The organism is Chitinophaga pinensis DSM 2588, from assembly GCF_000024005.1.
GTDB classification, from domain to species: Bacteria; Bacteroidota; Bacteroidia; order Chitinophagales; family Chitinophagaceae; genus Chitinophaga; species Chitinophaga pinensis.
The window spans coordinates 3,124,521-3,145,536 of record NC_013132.1 but is presented as its reverse complement, the minus strand read 5'-3'; the positions used below and the strand labels follow the sequence as shown (position 1 = coordinate 3,145,536).

Annotated in this window: 14 protein-coding genes, 1 tRNA gene and 1 pseudogene; 5 read left to right on the top strand and 11 right to left on the bottom strand. The window is 37.7% G+C overall.

Features of this window, described 5'->3' with window-relative positions; genetic code table 11:
* Positions 1–56: 56 nt before the first annotated feature.
* A tRNA-Leu gene (locus tag CPIN_RS12830) sits at positions 57–140 on the top strand.
* Positions 141–678: 538 nt separating this feature from the next.
* Here CPIN_RS12830 and CPIN_RS39325 read toward each other — a convergent pair.
* The 3 genes and pseudogenes from CPIN_RS39325 to CPIN_RS12810 form a co-directional block, all read right to left on the bottom strand.
* Positions 679–1,668, bottom strand: a pseudogene (locus CPIN_RS39325) (recombinase family protein); the annotation flags it as partial.
* Positions 1,610–1,867, bottom strand: a complete 258-nt coding sequence (locus CPIN_RS12825; protein ID WP_012790230.1) for a hypothetical protein — start codon at positions 1,865–1,867, stop codon at positions 1,610–1,612. The gene CPIN_RS12825 and the pseudogene CPIN_RS39325, both read right to left, overlap by 59 nt.
* A 1,876-nt stretch (positions 1,868–3,743) precedes the next feature.
* Complete coding sequence (locus CPIN_RS12810; RefSeq protein ID WP_012790227.1) at positions 3,744–4,685, bottom strand: histidine kinase; 942 nt, start codon at positions 4,683–4,685, stop codon at positions 3,744–3,746.
* A 470-nt stretch (positions 4,686–5,155) separates the two neighbouring features.
* On the opposite strand from CPIN_RS12810, the gene CPIN_RS12805 reads away from it, so the two are divergent.
* Positions 5,156–5,386, top strand: coding sequence for a hypothetical protein (locus CPIN_RS12805; RefSeq protein ID WP_012790226.1), 231 nt, complete (start codon positions 5,156–5,158; stop codon positions 5,384–5,386).
* A 322-nt stretch (positions 5,387–5,708) separates the two neighbouring features.
* Here the strand turns inward: CPIN_RS12805 and CPIN_RS12800 are convergent, their stop codons facing one another.
* From CPIN_RS12800 to CPIN_RS12770, 7 genes are all read right to left on the bottom strand, one after another.
* Positions 5,709–7,025 carry a hypothetical protein gene (locus CPIN_RS12800; RefSeq protein WP_012790225.1) on the bottom strand — a complete coding sequence of 439 codons (1,317 nt, stop codon included), beginning with the start codon at positions 7,023–7,025 and terminating at the stop codon, positions 5,709–5,711.
* A 66-nt stretch (positions 7,026–7,091) separates the two neighbouring features.
* Complete coding sequence (locus CPIN_RS12795) at positions 7,092–9,482, bottom strand: ATP-binding protein (RefSeq protein ID WP_012790224.1); 2,391 nt, start codon at positions 9,480–9,482, stop codon at positions 7,092–7,094.
* A 10-nt stretch (positions 9,483–9,492) separates the two neighbouring features.
* Positions 9,493–13,200, bottom strand: a complete 3,708-nt coding sequence (locus CPIN_RS12790) for an ORC-CDC6 family AAA ATPase (RefSeq protein WP_012790223.1) — start codon at positions 13,198–13,200, stop codon at positions 9,493–9,495.
* Positions 13,187–14,401 (bottom strand): hypothetical protein, encoded by a 1,215-nt coding sequence (locus CPIN_RS12785; protein ID WP_044218532.1) that lies wholly within the window; start codon positions 14,399–14,401, stop codon positions 13,187–13,189. Before CPIN_RS12785 ends, CPIN_RS12790 begins: the two co-directional genes overlap by 14 nt.
* On the bottom strand, positions 14,398–15,663 hold the full coding sequence (locus CPIN_RS12780; protein ID WP_148230561.1) for a DNA cytosine methyltransferase: 1,266 nt from the start codon (positions 15,661–15,663) through the stop codon (positions 14,398–14,400). The genes CPIN_RS12785 and CPIN_RS12780 overlap by 4 nt, the downstream gene beginning before the upstream one ends.
* Positions 15,656–16,078, bottom strand: a complete 423-nt coding sequence (locus tag CPIN_RS12775) for a very short patch repair endonuclease (RefSeq protein WP_012790220.1) — start codon at positions 16,076–16,078, stop codon at positions 15,656–15,658. The genes CPIN_RS12780 and CPIN_RS12775 overlap by 8 nt, the downstream gene beginning before the upstream one ends.
* Positions 16,078–16,362, bottom strand: a complete 285-nt coding sequence (locus CPIN_RS12770) for a helix-turn-helix transcriptional regulator (RefSeq protein WP_245552109.1) — start codon at positions 16,360–16,362, stop codon at positions 16,078–16,080. The genes CPIN_RS12775 and CPIN_RS12770 overlap by 1 nt, the downstream gene beginning before the upstream one ends.
* A 449-nt stretch (positions 16,363–16,811) precedes the next feature.
* Between CPIN_RS12770 and CPIN_RS12765 the strand changes: the two genes are divergently transcribed.
* Entirely contained in the window at positions 16,812–17,465 is a 654-nt protein-coding gene (locus CPIN_RS12765) for a hypothetical protein (RefSeq protein ID WP_012790217.1), read from the top strand.
* Between the two features lie 696 nt (positions 17,466–18,161).
* On the opposite strand, the gene CPIN_RS12760 is transcribed toward CPIN_RS12765, so the two are convergent.
* Positions 18,162–19,336, bottom strand: a protein-coding gene (locus CPIN_RS12760; protein WP_411914121.1) for an IS3 family transposase whose coding sequence is annotated in 2 segments (ribosomal slippage) — positions 18,162–19,066 and positions 19,066–19,336 — 1,176 coding nt in all. Because the reading frame shifts where the segments join, the coding sequence is not laid out codon by codon here.
* A gap of 228 nt (positions 19,337–19,564) precedes the next feature.
* Here CPIN_RS12760 and CPIN_RS12750 point away from each other — a divergent pair.
* Both CPIN_RS12750 and CPIN_RS12745 read left to right on the top strand, forming a co-directional pair.
* A complete protein-coding gene (locus tag CPIN_RS12750) occupies positions 19,565–20,353 on the top strand; it encodes a hypothetical protein (protein WP_012790214.1) in 789 nt (262 codons plus the stop codon).
* Positions 20,334–20,831 (top strand): hypothetical protein, encoded by a 498-nt coding sequence (locus CPIN_RS12745; protein ID WP_012790213.1) that lies wholly within the window; start codon positions 20,334–20,336, stop codon positions 20,829–20,831. The genes CPIN_RS12750 and CPIN_RS12745 overlap by 20 nt, the downstream gene beginning before the upstream one ends.
* Positions 20,832–21,016: the final 185 nt, after the last annotated feature.

Genomic DNA, 21,016 nt, shown 5'->3' with positions numbered 1-21,016 from the left:
TTTGTTGGTTTTAAAAAAGTTACTACATTTGCACTCCCTGACACGGAATCAAAGATGCCCAGATGGCGAAATTGGTAGACGCACTGTGTTCAGGTCGCAGCGCTCGCAAGGGTGTGCTGGTTCGAATCCAGTTCTGGGCACTAAAGCGGAAAGGTCGGAGTATTCTCCGACCTTTTGCTTTTTATAGTCGTCTGAGCCCGCTCTGGGCCTGCTTATCAGCTCGAGGATGACGTTTGGTTCTGTGGTTCGAAATTTGTTTTCTGAAAAAATCAGCTTTTCTGCGAAGATCGAACCAATGATTTGTTTTTTGACTATTGGGGAAGCGGAAATATAGCGAGTAGCAATGTTTTTCATGATTTCGCCACCTTGGGAAAGGTATTCCTGGTAGTTGTCGTTGGTGGATAATAGCTTCGTTTTCTTCTTTTCCAGTTCTTCTATCTTCCTGGTCAGGTCTGACTTAATCTCTTTAAACTCTTCTGCGGTAAATTCATCGTCCAGGCGTAAAGAACGGGCGTTTTGTATTCTTATATATAGCTTGTCTATTTCGGCCTGTGTTTCTTTTAGCTCCTGCTCCTTGCCTTGGTTATCCTTCTTTAATGACTGACTAATGATCTGGCAGTAATAGTCTATGATAGGTGCATTGACTGCTATCTGACCTAATTGCCATACAAAGGCCTCATTCGCTGTATCTGCCCGGAAACGCTCTTTACAAAGCTTTACGGATTGGCAATGATAGTAGTAATAGACACCGCCATTGCCTTTTGATCCGCTCCCACTTAATAATCTTCCACAGCGAGGGCAGATCAGGAAACCTCTTAGAGGAAGTTGCTGGTCAATTTCTGTGAAAGTGTTGACCCTGACATTCCGCTTCTTCCCTTTTAAGACATCCTGAACATCGTCGAACAGACTTTCGGAGATGATAGGCTCATGGATACCTTTTACGCAATGGGCTGATTCGTTCTTATAAGCAGCTATGAAAACCTTCCCGCAATAGACCGGGTTACGGACAAGGCTCCAAAACTGGCTACGGCCTATTTTTAGTCCCTTTCTGTTTGCCATACGTCTGAGTGTATCAATATCCCAGATGCTTCTGGATAGCTCTTCGAATGCCCAACGGACTATCTCAGCTTTTTCATTGGGGATTAGAAATGGCTTATTCTGAGCATCACGCCCGTTCTTGTAACCTATAGGGGCAATACCTAGGTATCTCCCCTCTTTCTTAGCTCTCCGCATACCATGAAGCGTGTTTAACGCCCGCCGGTCATTTTCCACCTCTGGTGTAGTAAGATAGATTGCCAGCATGATCTTGCTCTCTGGTATATCCATGTCCAAAGGCTGTTCGATGGACTGAGGTTCTACGGAAAGCCTTTTCAGCTTGCCAATCATTTCATAGGCAGCAGCAACATTTCGGGAGAAACGATCCCATTTAGAGAATAGTATTAGATCAACAATACCCTTGTTCTTACTGATGACATGTAGCATCTTTTGGAACTCTGGTCGGTCAAATGTCTTTGCGGAATGATCTTCTCTATAAATGCCAACTACCTGTATGTTCTCCTTCTCACAGTAACGTATTAATACGTCTTCCTGATGGGCTAAACTATAGCCGTCAACCTGTTCGTCTGTACTTACCCTTGGATATAGAAATGCTTTTCTTTGAGTGATCATTATTGTAGTCTTTAAGGTGATGGATTTGTGGATTCGATTGTTCATAGATATTCAGATCAATAGCAGCCAGACAATGTATAAAGTCTATTATTATTGTAACTTCCTCGTCTGTATAAGCGTATTGATCTGCCTGGAGGATTCTTCTTGCTTCCTCAATTGAGGGCTTTGCGGGTAACTGACGTTGGACTTCATGTTTCATATGATTCAATAAAAGACCAATATACAGCCGCCCAAAAATCTACTTTCGCGCTTTTCTTCGAAATGTCATGTATGGTAAAAAACTTGCTCGAATTTGCTCAGATTATTTTCCGTCATTCAATCGTAAACCAAATTCAGGGTCACTCAAACTGGTGCAAATCTGTTTCAAGACGAGATACACTTTGTCGACTAATAGTTGACTCCCATTTGACCGCAAGTTGAAATCCATTTGACTTTTAGTTGAACAAGATCGGAACAAGTTAAAAAGAGTCGGAAAGCGGTGAAACCCTAGCCCCACTAATAGGCTATCTCTACACTGTGGGCTCCCCATAACGCCGCTTTAATATTATACTACATGCCTCTACTAATCGAATAACGTCTTCACACAGAATAATATTAAATGACGCGTTACAATCTTGATCGCTACATGCCATTAATAGAAGTGATCTCAGATACTCCCTAAATTCCGGTAACGGATAGGAATGAAGGAAATCTGAAACAACCGACATCGGGTCAGACATCTCTTCAACTGTCAATTCCAATGGCTTCTCGTGCCATTCAGGTAAATTTCTCATATGGATATAGTTATTTTTTGGGTTGGTAATAAAGGCCGGTGGAGGAAGAATCCATTACCGGTGTTCCCTTCAAGATAAAACCCTATGTTTATTTCAGCTATGGATTATTCACGAACATTCGCATCAGTATTCTTTCATAACATAGATCTGATTGTAATACCTGCCGGGAAGCGTTACTGAGTCAGATTGTGTTTATCCCATTTGAACGCTCTATCATGTATCTGACACATAACAAGGGATTCATAGATTGGAATGATTATGCTAATTCGTTTTTTGTTAAAAACAGTATATGTATCATAATCCTTAGCTATAGGCGCAAGACGATATGAGTCAAATTTAGAAGGTTGCCACTTCAAATTGGAACAAACACATTCCCGGAATAAGGCCGGTGCATTCTCCAGCGTGGTGAACAAATCCTTTATCATGGTATTGGCACATGTGTCTGAAAACTTCAGCATGTTCTGAATAGGCTTTTGTGCAGTGTTCAGTCTTTTCTTCCAGTGGAGTGATCGTTTCAACAGTAACTGAAAGACGATGGAATGCTGATATACTCTTAAAACATGCTCGACCTCCCTCGATGAAATTGTATCAGCCTTGCCTAATATCTCAGTGTTTAAATTCGATTTGAACTTTGTTTTACTCCATCTAAGCCCTTTACAGATGGCGCTAGTGAATTCATCAGGTGCATTCTCTAGGCAAGTCATCAGGTCATTTAAAAAATTGTTAGAATAGTGCTTTATTTCAGTCATATTCTTCTACTTTTTATGCTTTATATAATCGGTTAACATTTCTTTGAGATTCTTTCTATTAACAGGTTTCCCGAGTGTACCAATGATTACCATCTCAGGCGGCGGTTTAACAGATTTTACCCTACTTGTATCCGTCAGTATAATTATCGGAATTGTAGCTAGTGGACTATGACTAAAAATGACCACGAAATCAGGATCAGAAAAGTCTTTGTACCATTCCGAGATAATAAAATTGGGCGGCCCTTTTAGTGTGTAACATAAATACTCATCTATCAACTCGTAGATATTGGAACAAACGATTGGTATGTAGGCGTTCATATTGTCTAGGACATTAGCCAAGTCGCACCTTGCTAATCGGTTATCATCAACCAAACAAATTGACAGTTTCTTTCTAGCTCGTACAGGAGTCATAGTGGGATTTTTATTCCTTGGCTGTACTACGGAATAATACCTAGGAATTATTAAACAATGGTTTGTCTTTGGCCAGTGCTAAGCTCTATTCACGCAGCACATTTAGTCTGTCTATTGCCTAGAGCGTCCATTATAGCCTTAACTATCTCAAAAGGCATGGTAAGCCTGCTTGAATGACTGTCTCATATTTCTCACTAAGTACTCGTATCACTCCACCTAATACGTCAGTGCATTTCTTTGCCATATATAAGTTCGCTCCCCAATTATTGGCCAGTGTTATCGAACCATTAAGCGGTTTAAATAGGTTTTCAACCTCGGCGTTGGACATTTGCTTTCCTTCACTTTTGACACTAAATGAAAGCCGTTCATTTGCCGCTTCGACTAATATGAATACTCTTGTCGATTTTCTACTGTGGGCATATGCAACGTGTATAAGACTGGACATTATTATGTCCAGCATGACCTTATCCGTTAGTAGGTTTTGACTAGATTCAACTGTGTTCCTTATTTCAATCACCCTGCCTGTCGCATCTTCGTATAATTTAAATGGAGCTGTAATCTCGTCAACAAAGATTGCCAGATTGAACTTGGCCATATTGAGATTTAACGTAAAGTCACCTCCATCAAACTTTACTTTATGATTAATATCCTGTAATAAATGTCTGCTCCGGGTCACAATCAGGCGAAATGTGCTTATGTGACAAGCTACTTCTGGTCGGATCGCAAATAGATGAAATTCATTTTCTTCCATCAGCCTATTCATTGAGGCTTCCGCAATAGCTAATTGAGAATCAATCACATCGATCATCACTAATAACAGCCTGGCGTATGTGCATTCCGTACATTCTTTAACTGTCCGAGACTCCTGTGAAGAACTTGCCAGAATATGCCCAGCCTCAATTATTCGCTGAAGATCGACATTGAATGATGCCGTAAAAATGCCCTTGATACTATGCAGAATAGATTCCAAGCTATACTTTGTGAAAACCTTACTGAATACCTGTAACGGATATTCTGTTTCACTTTTAGTAAGCAAAGACTGGCTAGTCCCACTCTTTTCAGAATAGGTAATTTGTTTCTTCATTTCTAAGATTTACAGCTTTGGGCAATAAGATCTTGGACCAAGATGAAAATCCTAGTAACCGTTCACATATTGTTTAACCCCTAAAAAAATTATAAGTAATTTCGCCGAGGAATAGGCATAGGTAGGTAAGACCTTCTGCAAAAGAAAAAGGCGCGAAACCAACCTGTCGCACGGGAGCCTGTCGAAGGGCTGTATGCTGACAAGAAGGCCCACGCCTATAACGTGAGCACTCTCCTTATCATCCTGGCATACATCAAAACTTCGACATTTCCCGTACCGGATAAAATAGAGTGAGCTGCAATCAATATTTTTTGAGATCGCAAATGTAATAAAACTATCCTGTATTTAAACCGGATAAACGCATGTTGGAACCCATATGATCAGTTCAATATATTCTGAATCGAAGATAAGAAAACGTTGGGATATATCCCAACGTTTTCTTAATAATTTTTTTACAAAAAAATAAAAGAATGAGTAAAAGACATTTAGATATTATTATAACAGAAAAAGTCAAAAAAATTAGGGAACAAAAAGATATTGGACCCAAGCAGTTGTCCTTGGGCTCGGGATATTATGGCGAACTAGTTAACCATGTGGAAAATCCTGAAAGAAAGGAGAAATATAACCTATATCATTTAAATGATTTTGCTAAATTCATGAAGTGCTCAATTAAAGACTTTTTACCAGATGAACCTTTCTAAAGTAGCAACTGATTGCTCATAAGATTTGGCCTGTTCCGCATATTTATATCCACGCATAGCAGTTTTCGAAAGAACATTCACTCAAACTGAGCATTTTCTCTTAGTAGTCAAATGCTTGAAAAAACCTGCCTATATTCTCAGCGGTCAACAAAATATTACACAAACTATTATTTTGACTATTGCTAGCCATTCTTGGAGAACATACACTGGCAAAACTCCATTTGATCCAAAAATAAGCTACCGTATAGAAACTAACAGCACAGTATTTCGTTTCCGCCTCATAATAGAACTCAAAAAACTCATCATCAAACTCAACTAACTACTACAGTTTCATATAATTTTTCGGTACTAATCGGGGAACACCCTTTCTGTTAATTATTGATGACAACTTATCTGAAATGTCCGTTATTACCGGTTCATTTACTCGAAGAAGTAAACTATACTTCTCGGCCGAAATATCGGAAATCCTTTTCACCGAGCGAAGATCAAAAATAATATGTCTGCTATTAGTACTTGCATGAAGCAATTGATAGTACCCAATGCCTTTGCCGTAAAAGTTTTCAATATCACTTTTCGATTTCCAATTTCCATCCGCTTTTTTTCCCGCCATTTCTACCATTACTGGTATAGTATCAACATCCTTATAATCCTCCGGTTTGTACCCATCCGGAAAGTCTGCTTCGAATCCTGTCACAACAGTATATCCCATGCCTTTACTTTGAGCTATATCACATTCAGGTGTGATTATCAACAAATATCTCTCACGTTTATCGGTGATCTCACTGTAGTATATATTTCCCGTCCATACAGGATGTTTATCAAGATACCCCGTTGTATTACTCAAATAGTTAAAACCTCTTATGATGTTCTGGTGCAATTCATTGTCGATCGGGACATTGTTATCGGCAGGAACGCTATAATTTGACCCTACAATCTGCTGCTTAAGGAGTCCGAACAGAAAGTTATTTAGGGTAAAATTAACATGCTCTTTTGAATCAATATCTTCACGTAAAATCTTATACAGTTGTTCCCAAGTACTAGACGTAAAGTCAAGAAATGGACTTAATGCCTTATCACGAGCTTCATTCAAATGACACTCAAATTGAGTGATTAATTCGTGAGAAAATTTGTCCGAAAGTAGACCAAGTAGCGCCTGTTCAATCTCGGTATTAGTTTTATTTAATGCAATACAAAAGTGCTCCAAAAAATGGATTTTCCTTCTATTCTTCAATTCGTCTTTCCTCAATTCTTCCAACATCCCCTCTCTTATTTCGTCCCATTTTTCTGCATATGATGAATTTATAGCCAAAAAATAATATCCAAATGTGTCCAAAGAAGCGTATATGATTTGCTTAACCATTTCCTCATCTGTTTCTTCAACTTCACCCGATTCATCTAAGTCCAAATCTAATATCAGCAAGCGAATGTTTTGATATTTTTGTAATTGTCTCCTTATATATTCGATATCTGTTGTTTCGGTAATAACTGAATAACAAAAACCATTCTCATCAAACAAATGTTTCAGTTTTCTGAAATTTTCCCATTGAGTTCTCCCAGAAAGTTCCTCTGGTTCGTTTGCTTGATACCCAATATTAAACTGGTCGTCTATGACTAGTACATTTCCTGGAAAAATACTCATAAAAGATTGATTCTACTTTACTGTAATTTAGTTTCGATTGACCTTGTCCATTTCATCCCTTTAAATCTACATGCTATTGGTAGTTTGAAAGGTCAGTTCAAATACAGCACCGTTTTTATTATAGCCATTTAGCCGCCCGCCAAGTCTAGTCATAATTTCATTTACTAAGAAAAGGCCTAAGCCTAAGCCGTCAGTCTTTCTACTGTAATAAGGCTCGATTAAAAGTTCAAATGGATCTTCAAAACCGTAACCGTTATCCTTAATCTGCATGACACCACGTCCATCCTCGCCTTTCAAAATAGTTATTGTGACAGTAGGATTAAATTCTCGTAATTCATTTCTAGATCTTAGCTTAGCGGAACGCAACCAATAAATAGCATTGTCAACAAGATTTAGGACTGCAGTATTTAATAATCCTGGCACTGCTTCCACCTGAATTTCTTTATCCCCTTTTATCTCAAAACTGACATTATATTTTTTAAGATCTGACTCTTTAAGTACATGAACATTTCTAGCGACTTTATATAGATTCACTTTTTGCCTTTTTTGCCTAGACATCATAGAGGTCACTGCCATAATTATATCTTCCGTTTCCTGCACGTAGCTAGACAATTGTTTCAAAAATTTATCTTGTAGGTTAGGGTTCTCATTCAGATCATCTATTACATTTTTTATAGAAGTAAGCCTTAACTTCATCTCATGAATTGGTACGCTATATGAAATACCAATAGCTGCGGCCATCATGTAACGTTCTAACACATCGTTAATTCGTTCCTTATAAGCATTCTCAATTTGATTAATATCATTCTCATAATATGCTAGATCTTGTCTCTTTTCAAGGTTTATTCTTAATTTATCGATACTCTCTGTAACTAGGTCTGTCATAGACTTCGTCCGACTGACTTTATCCATCTTCACCTTGTCGGATTTTCGTTCCTTCGCAAATACAGTCAACGCAGAATTTACAAGTTGATAAAAATTTTCATACTGCTCATTATTAATCAAACCTTCCCTGTTTGATTGATCTTTTAGCTGGGGATTGATAATAGAAGATATATGCACCACTCCAAATACTTGGTTTCTTGATACTGACCTTTCTTTGGGTGTGTTAAGACGTTTTAAGTCAAGGCCCAACCAATCGTCACCTGGTTCACCATAGGGCCATACCCTAAAATTGTCCCTATAGATTCTAATACCTGCATTAGGCTTTATTACATTACGATAATAATCAGCTAATCCGGCAATACGCAGTGTTGCAGTTTCTAAATCCCACGCATAAAAGCTTATTTCAAATTGTCCGGGATTATTCATCTCATTTAGGGGACGTTCATCAAACCATTCTGGGTTATTTGCAGGCAGGAATTCTTCCAGTAGCGTGGGACTTCTTTTAATATCTTGATAATCCGGACGATTAAATATATAGTCATAGATCAGATTTCCTTTTTCGTCTATAATGCCGTTGAATTTATAAAACGCAGTGTCAAGCAAATCGTTTAGCGACTTTATTTCCCAAAGAGCCTTTTCAATTTCTGTATTGGCTGACTTTATCTCTACAGTTAGACCAGGATCCGTATTATCATTCAATTCATGAAGCTGTATGCTCCTAGGCTTTATTGGACTCTCCAAACCTTTAATTTTGGTAGCCGCATCCTTCACTGATTTAATATTTTTCCATGGTTGTATTTTAGTAATCCTAATAATTGTGCCAGAAGTGTTTGTGAATGTGACTGGATTATTGATTCTAGTAACAGTAACTGGAATTTCCGACAAATATTTATCCTCCGAAAAGTCCGACCAATCAATAATTATTTTCGTTTCATAATCAAGCAATTGAGAACAATTAATTTTTGCGCGAGTGATGAGTTCAATGTTCTCTCCTAGCCGATGTACAGCAAATCTACCTATGCCCTTCTCTCCGAGAAATCGACGTTTAAAACAAGCGCTAAATGTTTGTGTAGTTTTTGCCTTTTTATCCGGAGTTGCTGGTTCCAACCATACATTAACGATCTTTTCATAGGTCATGCCTGTACCATCGTCTTTGATAATTATTTCTCCCTGATCGCTAAATATTTCATTTAAGTGGATATCGATATGTTCAGCATCAGCATCATAAGAATTCTTAATTAGTTCAACCAATGCGATAACATCATTTGAAATCAGTTCTTGTCCAATAATCTTGATTATTCTTGCTCTGGGCTTAAATATGTTTGCTACATTAATATACAAATTGACTAACCTATCCCTATCCTCATATCTATACTGAATGCCGATATTTATCGATCCCGTGTAATTTTTATCAGGTGTCAATATTATGTTTTCCAGATCTCCCCATTCTAATTTACCCGGTAATACCCCTTCAATTGAATACGCCGAATTATAATCCCGATTAAGAGGAAGTGTCAATTGTTCATTAGGTCTGATCTCATAACTAAGTACTTTTTGTTCTATATTATCCATACCTGAAATATTAGCTATTTGCAAATGTTGATTTAATCTGCATAATTCTAAAATCTTTAGCCCCTTGTGAGAATCTTCCAATATCCCATCTTTCAGGCTTTACGTACCAGCATTGCGACACTTTAAATAATGATGAAAAAATCGCCGCTGCTACTGTTTCAATTTTATTACCTGTCAATCCAAGTTCGAATGGAAAATTATTAACTACAAAATATCTATAGTAGTCTTTTGAAATTTGTTCAAGTATTGCTTTCAGATCTTGCTGGTCAAGATAATGAACTGTGGCAGAATGGAATTTGCGTAATGAAAACTCCGCAGATGTCCTTGCCAGCAAGTCACGAGGTGTATTACCGCTTGTAACTAGTACACTTATTTGTTCATAATCCCTCTCATCGAGCAAAGTATAAAGTCGTTCATGCTTAGCTGATGCAAAAGCAAAGAGAACTCGTGGTTCAGAAATATTATAATAATGTGGAAGAAGATTAATTAGAGAATATGGTCCTATTTCTCCTTTTAACATTGACGACATCTGCTGAAAAAGGACGGAAGGATCATTATTATTATTTAATTCAATAAACCTTTTAACATCTTCGTCTAGGGGATACTCTTTATCAGGAGACGCCAATGAAATAAAGAATCGCTTGTTCCTCATATAGGCGGTTCGCACAGCATCGAATATAACCCCTTTTGGAAGTCCGGTTACATCACATAAAACACAACTCTTCTCAAGTTCGTCAACAATAGTGTGGAATATGTCCGGAGTTATTATTATTTTTCTATCTTGCTCCCAATCTTCAAATTCTTTCAATATCTCTGCTGCTTGCCCTATCTCGTTGAACTGTATAAATATTACTTTATTCGGATTAAGCTTTTTAATCTCCCTTGCTGAATACAAAGTTGCATCCTCAAATCCTAACCCCACGATTGCAATGTCTATTGAGATATTGGTATATGAAGTGGGATCTATTAAAGTAATTTCAGGAAGTTTCTCCAAGATAAAACTAAAATCAGTGGTGTCTATATTCTCCTGAACAACAGGCTCCTCCGGAAATAGCTTAAGTTGCCCCTTATTGACTTCATGAGCGCTAATTGACATAGACGTTTTGCCTATATCTGTTTCCTCTAACAACTTGGAAATTTCGTTATCCGATATTGGATTGAGATTGCTTATTAGAATTTTTCTTCCAGTTTTGGGATTATTTAGCCATTCTTCTAAATGCTCTCCAGATAGCTCAAAGCGATCTGAACTGGACAAGCCGATGTGCTTATTGACACCATAAAGTTTCCTGAAAACAAGTTTGAATTGTTGTTGAGGTTTTAAGCCTTGACGATTAGTTCTGGAAGCCTCTGGCCCGCCTTGTAAATTAAAAATACCTGCATCTATTAGTTTTCGTACTTGCTTATATTGCTGTTCTTTATCGCCATGAGTTATATTAATAAATATCGACGTGTACTGTCTCAGCCTGTCCCCTTTACCTTGTGATTTTCTTATAGCAGATTGAATCAAAAGATGATGAGAAGCATCAGAGAATGATTCAACGAAGTCAAGATAACGTGTATCTCGCCTATTAAGGTCATATAACCTGGAGTTACATAATTTCAAATAACATGCGTTCTGAATTTTTGCGTCAATGGGATAATTACTATTTCCTAAAGATTCCTTAAGAATAAATTCATATAGTGTAATTACGTCTCCTAAATCTCCGACACAAACAGCTGTTAGCGCAGATATTCCATGGTACAAACCTTTCTTTTCAGATGCCTTTTTCTCTTTTACAATATTTTCAGCTATTGAGATCAATGTCTCGTCCCCCAATATTTGAGATGGTTTCACGTCTTTTGGGTGGAGCGGAAAATAGCGAGCCCTTTTTAATAAGATATCCTCTATAAATCTTTGTCCTTCATGATGGTCTTCATGAATAATTCTATTTACTTGCTCCCCAAGATCAAATATTGCGTAATCTCGTCCTATTTTTGCCTGAGATGTGCTCCCTGGCGCCATGATAACCATTTCAAGTGTCTGAGCTTCAGTTGTAAACTTAAAGGCACATATTTCATCTTGGAATAGTAATTCAGAAATAAGCTTTATAATATTGCTATCATTAAGATATCTCGTTGAAACATCATCTAGGAGAAAATAAATCTGAGATTGAGCAAAAACTTCTGATGCCTTTTTTATTGTTTCCGCTAGCTGTGGAAATGCGATCTTTGGATGAATGTTTATTTTATAGGTATCTTGGCCATCACTTAGTGAATTTAAATATTTTTTCAACCTATTTTCAAGATCATAATCACTTGTCGTATTAATTAACTCATCTCCTCCGTTAATAAGCGATGCCAATGTGTTGGCAATAGGTGCGTGATAGTCCTTTCGCACGATTTCAGGTTTTAAATCTTTAAGATGTCTTATTGAATGTATTGCCTGAATTGCGAATCCCAAAAGAAGTTTTGAATATGGCTCAAATATCTCTTTATACTCCGATCCTTTGAGCGCGTTGAAATCCAAAAGCTTAACACATGATATATATAGGCCGACGTATCTTTCTGATGGACCTGTAATTCTTCCAATGATTTTACTAGGATCAGCTTTTTCCTCGGAGTTTTGCGGCATTAGTCGCGCATGGAATTCCAATGCTCTGAGTAACATTGTCTTCCCACATCCCCTCATACCTGTAATAACTTGAGGTCCTTTGATACTAATGGTTTTAGTCCATGCGTTATCCTTATCGACAAATAAGGATGATACATGCCATGGACTCAAAGATTGAGCGTTTACAGCATCGTCGAAGCTTTTTAATGTTAACTCCTGTTGCCATGGATTTGTATGTTGATGATATGTATCTCTAATCTGATTTATAAAATCCTTATAGGTGATCTGTCGCTGATGAATAACATCAGGCTTCAAAAAATCAGCTTTCTCCTCAAGAAGAAAAGCTAATCTCCAGTCTTTTTCACCGTATTTATCAGCATTATCTGTGATTTTTCTACTTAACAAGCTTAAGCATCTGCCTATCCAGTGGAGATCTCCTACACGGTCATTGGGGTCATTGCTTTTAGTTTTTTGATGCAACGATCCTAAGTCAATTGCCACACCTTTTATATTTTCATCAATTTCGTTAAATCTTTTCCTAGTAGAGGGAAGTTCCTCGATAATAATATTACCGGGATGTAGATCGTTATGATAGGTTTCATTAGTTCTTAATTCTTGTAATAATGCTACAAGATCTATCGCAATTTGTGCAATTTGTCTTGCGGGTATGATTTGATCTCCAGAAAGATAATTTTTCAGTGTTATTCCCTCAAGAAAATCCATTCCTACAACATGACAGTTAATAGTCACACCGTTGGCAAACTCAACGGCAATGTTATCAAAGTATATCGAAGGGTCAATTTGAACAATGTGGGTCGAATTTTGAGATAGTTTAAAATGATTATAGCATTCTTCCTGGAAATTTTTATTTTGTATGCGATATAATTCAACAGGAATTATTTTAATAACCTTCTTCATTTTCGCCCCAAAAGCTGGAATTTCTCCAATGAAGGTTGCTCCATAAAATCCGCGCGCGAGTGGCTTGATTATATCTATTGTCCCTATTTTGAACGGGGAAAATTCCAAAGGAAACCCATAGGGCAGATTGCAACACGGACAAAGATCTTCCAGTTCTTTGTCCGTGTAATCATTTATCGTCGGACACTGAAAACAACTATACTTTTCCATTAGTTATTATTTCTAAATCTTTATAATTTATGGGTTGTGGCACAAAATAAAAGGCAGCTTTTAGACTTTCAGCAAATTCCTTCTTATATTTCTCTACGCAACGAATTGTACATAAGTCATCGTTCTTGCTAACATAAGAGTTTGCAGCCTTCCTCAAGATTATTCCGCAAGGGTCAGGAAATGCACCGGAACATCTATTCTGAACAGCGACAATTGCATCTCGAACTGTCTTGAGATCAATTTTAAGAACCCCATTTTGGGCAGCTTTAATAGTATCCTTATGTCCATCAATTGTTAATGATGCTATTTGGTCAAATGACTTTTTTGAACCGGCTTGTAATACAACATTTTTGAAGAAATAATCTGCTAACTCCGATATTGAGTACTTATTCATTCTACCGTCAGTTAACATCGCGGACATTTTGAAACAAGTGTCAACGTGGCCCTCTAACCAAGGGTCTGCTTGACCCATAAATAGCTTTTGCAAGGCGAGTATCGACTCACCTCGTCCGATATAAGGTTGTTGCGGAGCATTTCCATCAGTAAGGAAGCACTGAGAATATATACCCGCTAAGGCAGAAATTCGGTTAAACCTAGTGGCATTTCGAATTGCTTCATTCCAATTCTTTCCAAAGTTACCAAAATCGGAGACCCTCACATCAAGGCCAACATGGCTTAGCCCCACCGCAATTTTTTTTGAAAGCAAAGAGGCTATTGCCAAAGATGGAATATCGATAGCATCATTTTCTCTGCGAAATCTAAACAGCTTTCCGTCAAGAGAAGCAATATTCTCAGCCACTATAAAATGAACATAATTATAATTTTGGAGCCACCTACTAATAAGATTGGTATTGGGAGCAATATTATAGCCTTCAATCTGAGCCAACACATCAATCCCCCCGGCAGGCCTTCCAGGCACGCCTAGTTTCAATACCTTGCGGCCAGTTAAAGCTAAAAATAGCGGACATAAGAGAGTACTTAATGATGTTGGCCCCCCTGTTGATGGGATGTCATAAAGGCTTGTTCCTTCCAATATATTTATGACTTCACCTGATTGTGAAAGTCCTACTGCAAGTGATAAAACTTCGGAGTCTGTTAGTTCATTTTGTCTTGCGTAACTTATCAGATTGCGCATACTACGTTCATCTTGGACATCGAGGAAAACATCAATAATTGATGAGCCTTTCTTTTGATGGATCACGCTCTAGTATTAAGAGTTTTAAATATTTCTTTTGCAATTTTCTCTGCCATTAAGGGTGGTACTGCATTTCCTATTTGTTTAAATGCTGGTGTGCGATTTGCTCCTTCCTTAATTCCTTCAAAATAATAGTCATCGGGAAAGGACTGTAGTCGAGCCGCCTCACGAACAGTAAGAGATCGGTTTTGTTTAATATCAGGATGAATATAGTAGTGGCCGTCTTTTGCTATGTGCGCAACTACTGTTTGTGAAAATAGCTGATCTGCCGCCACTACCTTAAACCGATCAAAAAAAGAACTACGATTTTGGTGCGTTTTCAACCGTTCGGGCAGATCATTATAATTGAGCCTAGCCCCTTCTATATTCCATTTTCTTACAGCTATGCGATAAATTTCTTTATCTTGCTCAGTATGTGGACGGGCATCGTGTTGAGTGACAATGTTTATACCATTCCGAATGCCACTTTCCAAATGGTATAAAGCAGCATCTGCACGGTATTGTTGATACCTTCCATTCTTTATGCCTGCCTGTACAGCTGGCAGATCATTTAATAACAATTTTACAGTATGGACGGCATCAGTTTTTATCGAATTTAGATCAGGGATTCTCAGCTTCATCTCCTGACGCCAACCTATAATTATAATTCGCCTTCTATTCTGCAGTACTCCAAAATTATTAGCATCTACTTGGAATATCTTCATATTATACCCTTTTTTCCAGAACAACTTCTTCATATTCTCAAGGTAAATACCATTTCCAGCTGACTGAAGACCTAGTACATTCTCAAAAACAAACAGCTTAGGCTCATAACGCTCAAGAAATTTAGCATAATGTACATATAAGTAATTTCGTCTGTCTCCTTTCATTCCATTCTCTGACCTTGCGCGACCCACAACGGAATATGCCTGACAGGGTGGACCTCCGATAATCAAATCTACTTTACTACCAAGTAGTTGCTTTTCGATTGCCTTGTGGATAGCAGAATTATGCTCCGCACCTATTGGTAAATTAATAATTGCATCCATTAACTCAGAGGGAACAGCCTTATAAAGTTCTGCTCTGCTTATCTCGCCTTTAAGATAGGATACATATGTATCGTATTCGCCCTTATTCTTAAGATAATGATAAGCAGTTCTTGTTTTAAGTGTAAAACAGGCCGCTTCTTCAATTTCAACGTGGGCAACTGGCTCGAAGCCTGCCCTAATGAAACCCTCAGATAGTCCACCGGCGCCAGCAAATAAATCAATATATTTGAGATTATTCATTAGCATTCAATTCTTTCAATAATAATTCCAGTCTATGCTCTTTTTTATCTGGTTTTAAATCACATTCCCATAAAATAAGTATACGCCAGCCCATAGATTTTAGCAAATTAATGCTTTCAATATCCTTCCTCACATTGCCATTGATCTTGTTAAGCCACCATTCTGTCCTAGTCTTTGGAATAACAAAATAACGACATCCTTCATGTCGATGCCAAAAACATCCATGAATAAAAATAACCGTTTTGTATTTTGGAAGAACTAAATCAGGAGTACCTGGAAGCTTTTTATTGTGTAACCTATACCTATAGCCTTGTGCAAAAAGAAACTTTCTCACTAATATCTCGGGCTTAGTATTTTTACCCTTTATTTGGCTCATATTATAGCTCCTCGTCTCTTTTGAATGCACGTCTACCATTATATAGGATTGGGTTTTGAAGGTTCTAATAATTCTCTTACGTCTACACCTACTACATCAGCGATTTTTTTTAGTATCTCGATGCTGGGTTGGCTGTTATTATTACAATAATTTGTAACAACAACGTAACTCTTGCCGATTTTCTCAGCGAGCCATGTTTGAGTTCTTCCTTGTTGTCTCAAAACATCTTTTATTCTATTCAATTTCTTTTTTTCAGACATCTTGTTTACCAAATAATCAAATCCTATTATCCTCTTTTCATACAAAAATATATTATTTTCCAATACTAATCATTAATGAAATCTAACATATAGTAAGATTTTGCCTTTATATAACAAATCTGTAACCAAAAAGGAATTAGCGCTTTTTTGCATTCTTTATCCTCTGTATCGGTCGATAATAACGATACTGTTATAATCTTGCCAACAAATAAATAAACAAGGCACATGGTAGATATTTAACAGTTGGTAACCCGATGCCTGTTCCCAAATTCAAATTTGCTAAGACTTGATATTCATAATATAAAAGTCTTAATTCTCAACTCTGGCGATTTCTCAAAGCAAAGCTTCCATATTAGGACATCATCGATATTAAGTTAACTACTCACCAAAACTGCATTTGGAAAAATGATGTCTTCCTAAACCTTGGTATACAATAACTGCCATATTTCTTTTAACTTCCGACTTTTATGACGTCGATACCTTTCAAAATGATAAGCTAAACCCCAAATATTATGAAAAACTTAGAACTACTTAAAAAACTAGTCTTTATCGCAGACCGGTTGGATTTTATAGGCCATATTGAATTTGAGAAAATTGCAATCGGCGTTAATCCTCTTCTTAATAAAAATGATTTAATTCAATATTCATTAACAACACTAGAGATCCCCTTTGAGTCATATAGAAATGAATACACAGAAATACCTCCTAAAGAAGTGAACGCCTATTTTAGAGAAAATATAGACTCGAAAGCTATTTATTACATAACATATATTCTTAAAGAGATATATGGAGAGAAAATCTATATATATATTCTTTACGCAACAGAGTTTAGGTCAAAACAACTTGACATATATTGTGGCTCTTACATCGAAAAAAACAAGCCTTTTACAAATATTTCACGTCCTATTGAGCCCAGTGAGATTTTGCGGCTAAATATAGGAGACTTAAATTGGGAGAAGTTAAGTTCTTTATTTCCTAATAACAATTACTCTGAAGATGGCTATTGTCGTTATACTCCAGAAGATGACTACAAAGATGAAGGTTACGACAATTATGACTCATACAGACCAAGTTATTCTAAATATGATGGCGCATATGGTTATGATGATGATACAATAGATAGTGCTTTTGAAGGCGACCCGGAAAACTATTGGAATGTTGACTAACTCTTGAAATTAATACGATTTAGATTTTTCGAGACTATAAGATTTCCTGTGTTTTGGGCCTATGTAAGAAAGTTGCTCAAACAGGCCTGGAAACCGGGGAAGGCGCTGCTGCCGCGCCATTCCCCCTTCCCAATCCCGGCAGGGTTTCAAACAAATAGGGAAGCGTTTACACAAAAATTTTATACTCCCGATTTTTCACAATGATTGTGAGCCAACTCCTTATTCAAATTATTCCGTATAATAATAGGGGTACCATTATGATTCTTCGAGCAAGGCTTATTTGTTCCTTCTGTAGTAGATTAGACGTAACTGTTCTTAATTAATTTACTGATAACCAACATTACTTGGTTCGAGAACGTTCCGCTACTGGGCACAAAAAACGACAAACCTGCTCGATGAGCGGGTTTGTCGTTTTTTGTGATTTTCACTCTCACTCTAACTTCCTCTTATTCATTGTGGTTGAATGCAATCCTCATGCTATTGATTATACCTAATACAATCTTACCCACCTGTTAACTTTAAAAGATTAAACATACATACTTTTATCACGAAAGCTAGATACCGCACTCGTTGCTGGCAATTAGCAGCGTTTAAATGTGAGAGCTACCATATTCGCTCTAATAAACTTATCAAGCTTAAAATCACACCGGTATAAAATGTATCGTCTGGATTTGCAACAAAAAAATGGACAAATTATTAAGCTGCTTGTTTTAGAATAGATTTCCCAAATTCTTCAGGGGTTAAAAATCCTAGAATTGAATGTATACGCTGCCTGTTGTACCATATTTCGATGAACTCAAATAACTCTTTTTTTGCGATCTCGACAGAAGAATATACTGTGTTATACCCCGTCTCTGATTTGAGGATCTTAAAGAAATTCTCCATTACAGCGTTATCCCAACAATTTCCTTTCCTGCTCATACTTTGTTGTACTGGCTTGTCTTTAAGCAATTCTCGGAACTCCTGACTAGCATACTGTACACCTCTATCGGAGTGAAAGAGAATGTTTCGAACCACCGATCTATTCCGGACTGCCATCTTCCAGGCCGCAACAACCGTTTCTCTTGCTGTCATACCGGTACTCATTGACCAGCCAACGATTCTTCTATCAAACAGATCCATAATAGCGGTAAGATAAAGCCAGCCTTCCTGGGTCCGGATATAAGTGATATCAGACACCCACTTCTCTGAAGGCTCCTTTGCATTAAATTCCCGTTTAAGGACATTATCAGATACCTCAAGGCTATGATTGGATTCAGTTGTACAGACTTTAAATTTACCCGTAATAACGCTGCGAAGGCCCTTCCCTTTCATTATTCTGGCTACTCTTGGCCTGGATGCGTCCATACCCATAGAGGCTAACTTCTTTGTTATCTTCGGACTGCCGTATCGTCCTTTGCTGCTGTGGTATATCTCTTCGATCTTTTTAGATATTAGTTCATTGTTTATGGCAAGTTGCGATGGCCTCCTGGTTAGCCAGGCATAATACCCACTATGGCTCACTCTGAATACCCTACACATCTTCTCAACACCAAATTCTGCCCGATGATCCTTTATGAACCTGAATATTTGTTGTCGTCCCTGGAGAAGATGCTGACTGCCTTTTTTAAGATCCGGTTCTCTAATTCTGATTCTTGAAGGGCTTTCCTCAGCATCTGGATTTCCTTCTGTTCTGGGGTCAAATCCTGTTTCCCATTCCCGGGAAAGCTACGGTTTCCGGTTTCACTGTGCTCTCTGGCCCAGCGACGAAGCATGTCAACGCCGATACCTAATTCTTTAGCTACTGTCCCGGCTGGCTTGCCTGTCCGGTACAATTCTACTGCCATCAATTTGAAGGCCTTATCGTAGCTCTTTCTTTCTCGTTTACTCATTATATCCAAAGTTAAGAAAAGAGCTTAACTGTATGTCCACTCAAATGTAGCAGTTCCAGTCAGTTGTTTATATAGAGTCGCTAGAGACTGTTGCATTTAAAATATCATTTATGGGTTAACCAATTTTAATCACCCGATGACTCAATAAACATTATTAACAAAATTGACCAAAGCTTAGTACCTCAATTTATTATGACCACCTATATTATTAACTTACAAACGCTAATTATGAAACAATCATTCATGGTAGGCTTATTCTCTGCCATTATCATTATGACAGCTTGTCAAAAAGATGAGAAAATCCCTCAACCTCTTAACTCAAATTCATTGGCAAGCACAAGCATTAGCGCTGGTACACTGGCAGAAGGCGTAGATGAGGCCAGTGGTTTTATGTCCGACAGTTACCTTGCAAACAATGACCTTGACCACGGAGGTCCGGGTTTGTATTGGAGTCCTATGGAACCTCTACCGGTAGGACACGTCAACTACTACTATGGAAAGATCGAAATTACGGCGAAGTATAGGACACGTAACCTTCGGCCAATAGTTACAATCTTTTACCAATATGATTACGACAGGACTAAAGGCCGTATTTACAAGATTGGTGCACCAGAGCAAGGTGAGGGAGAGGGCCAATTAAGCTTTATTGGAACTTCTGGAGAAATAGATGGTGCATATGTAAATGGCGGCATAAATGCTGTAACAGCCAGAAATCCTAGTGAAACACTAATAGCTGATGGAAATGCAGTCTATGGTGCCAATGAAAAGAGAACTATTGTTGTTTCCGTCAACGGCGGTATTAAAGTATTATTTGGCTTTAAAGCTGCAGAATTGGAGATTGGATCAGAACTTGAACAAGGATTTACCATCCAAAGGGCGACCAATGAAACGGGCTTTCACTCAGGAGATGTGGCGTACACGATTAAGGTACCTGTCAGCGGCTGGACACAATTTTACCCGGTTTTTCAAAGATCAGTAAACATAAAAGGCGCTTTTTATGGCACAATTCGAGATTAAATTCCGTTTTCCAGTGGTACTTTCAATGCTTGTCTTCATTAGTTGCAAAACGAACAGGCAATATCAAAATGGTTTCACTGTTGAAATATCTCATTCCGCTTTTCTTCACTATAAAGAGAACTGGAGTAAGGTATACAGCTTTCAACCTATCAGTATGGTCTACAAGCCTGAAAAAAAGTTGATTGTCATAAGCAGGACGAGAGTACCGGACTCTCTGCACATGCTCACACTGTCAAAGGCTGAAGAGAATAGAATTGTCAAGAAATACGGAGCGTTTGAATTCTTGGGCATATTTGAGGATCACAATTTACCACCGGAATTTTCACATCTCTTTTATGTAAATCCTGGTAACATGGACGTTTTGCAGATAGATCGGATAACAGCTGATGCCAAAGGAACGGAAAACCTCACTGGTGCCATTCTTTATATGAAAGATTCTATTAACTACATGAGTGGCAGCAGGCTTTTTTTCAAATAGTAACCCGTCAAGGGCATAAAATAAAAAAGGTGGATAACAGAAATTCTTAGAAGAATATAAATACTTCTTGGTTTTTTTATGAATAAGAGATCTAATTATAGCATTCAACAAAAGCATGTTGTAATTCGATTTACCTTAAAATTAGAATGACAAGGAATGACGTTTTAAATAACTTGTTTATTATC

Excerpts from the sequence above, each read along its gene's own strand:
- CPIN_RS12780 (WP_148230561.1), bottom strand. The coding sequence starts at position 15,663 with ATGAATAATCTCAAATATATTGATTTATTTGCTGGCGCCGGTGGACTA.
- CPIN_RS12810 (WP_012790227.1), bottom strand. The coding sequence starts at position 4,685 with ATGAAGAAACAAATTACCTATTCTGAAAAGAGTGGGACTAGCCAGTCT.
- CPIN_RS12790 (WP_012790223.1), bottom strand. The coding sequence starts at position 13,200 with ATGGAAAAGTATAGTTGTTTTCAGTGTCCGACGATAAATGATTACACG.
- CPIN_RS12805 (WP_012790226.1), top strand. The coding sequence starts at position 5,156 with ATGAGTAAAAGACATTTAGATATTATTATAACAGAAAAAGTCAAAAAA.
- CPIN_RS12775 (WP_012790220.1), bottom strand. The coding sequence starts at position 16,078 with ATGGTAGACGTGCATTCAAAAGAGACGAGGAGCTATAATATGAGCCAA.
- CPIN_RS12800 (WP_012790225.1), bottom strand. The coding sequence starts at position 7,025 with ATGAGTATTTTTCCAGGAAATGTACTAGTCATAGACGACCAGTTTAAT.
- CPIN_RS12750 (WP_012790214.1), top strand. The coding sequence starts at position 19,565 with ATGAAACAATCATTCATGGTAGGCTTATTCTCTGCCATTATCATTATG.
- CPIN_RS12795 (WP_012790224.1), bottom strand. The coding sequence starts at position 9,482 with ATGGATAATATAGAACAAAAAGTACTTAGTTATGAGATCAGACCTAAT.
- CPIN_RS12745 (WP_012790213.1), top strand. The coding sequence starts at position 20,334 with ATGGCACAATTCGAGATTAAATTCCGTTTTCCAGTGGTACTTTCAATG.
- CPIN_RS12825 (WP_012790230.1), bottom strand. The coding sequence starts at position 1,867 with ATGAAACATGAAGTCCAACGTCAGTTACCCGCAAAGCCCTCAATTGAG.
- CPIN_RS12765 (WP_012790217.1), top strand. The coding sequence starts at position 16,812 with ATGAAAAACTTAGAACTACTTAAAAAACTAGTCTTTATCGCAGACCGG.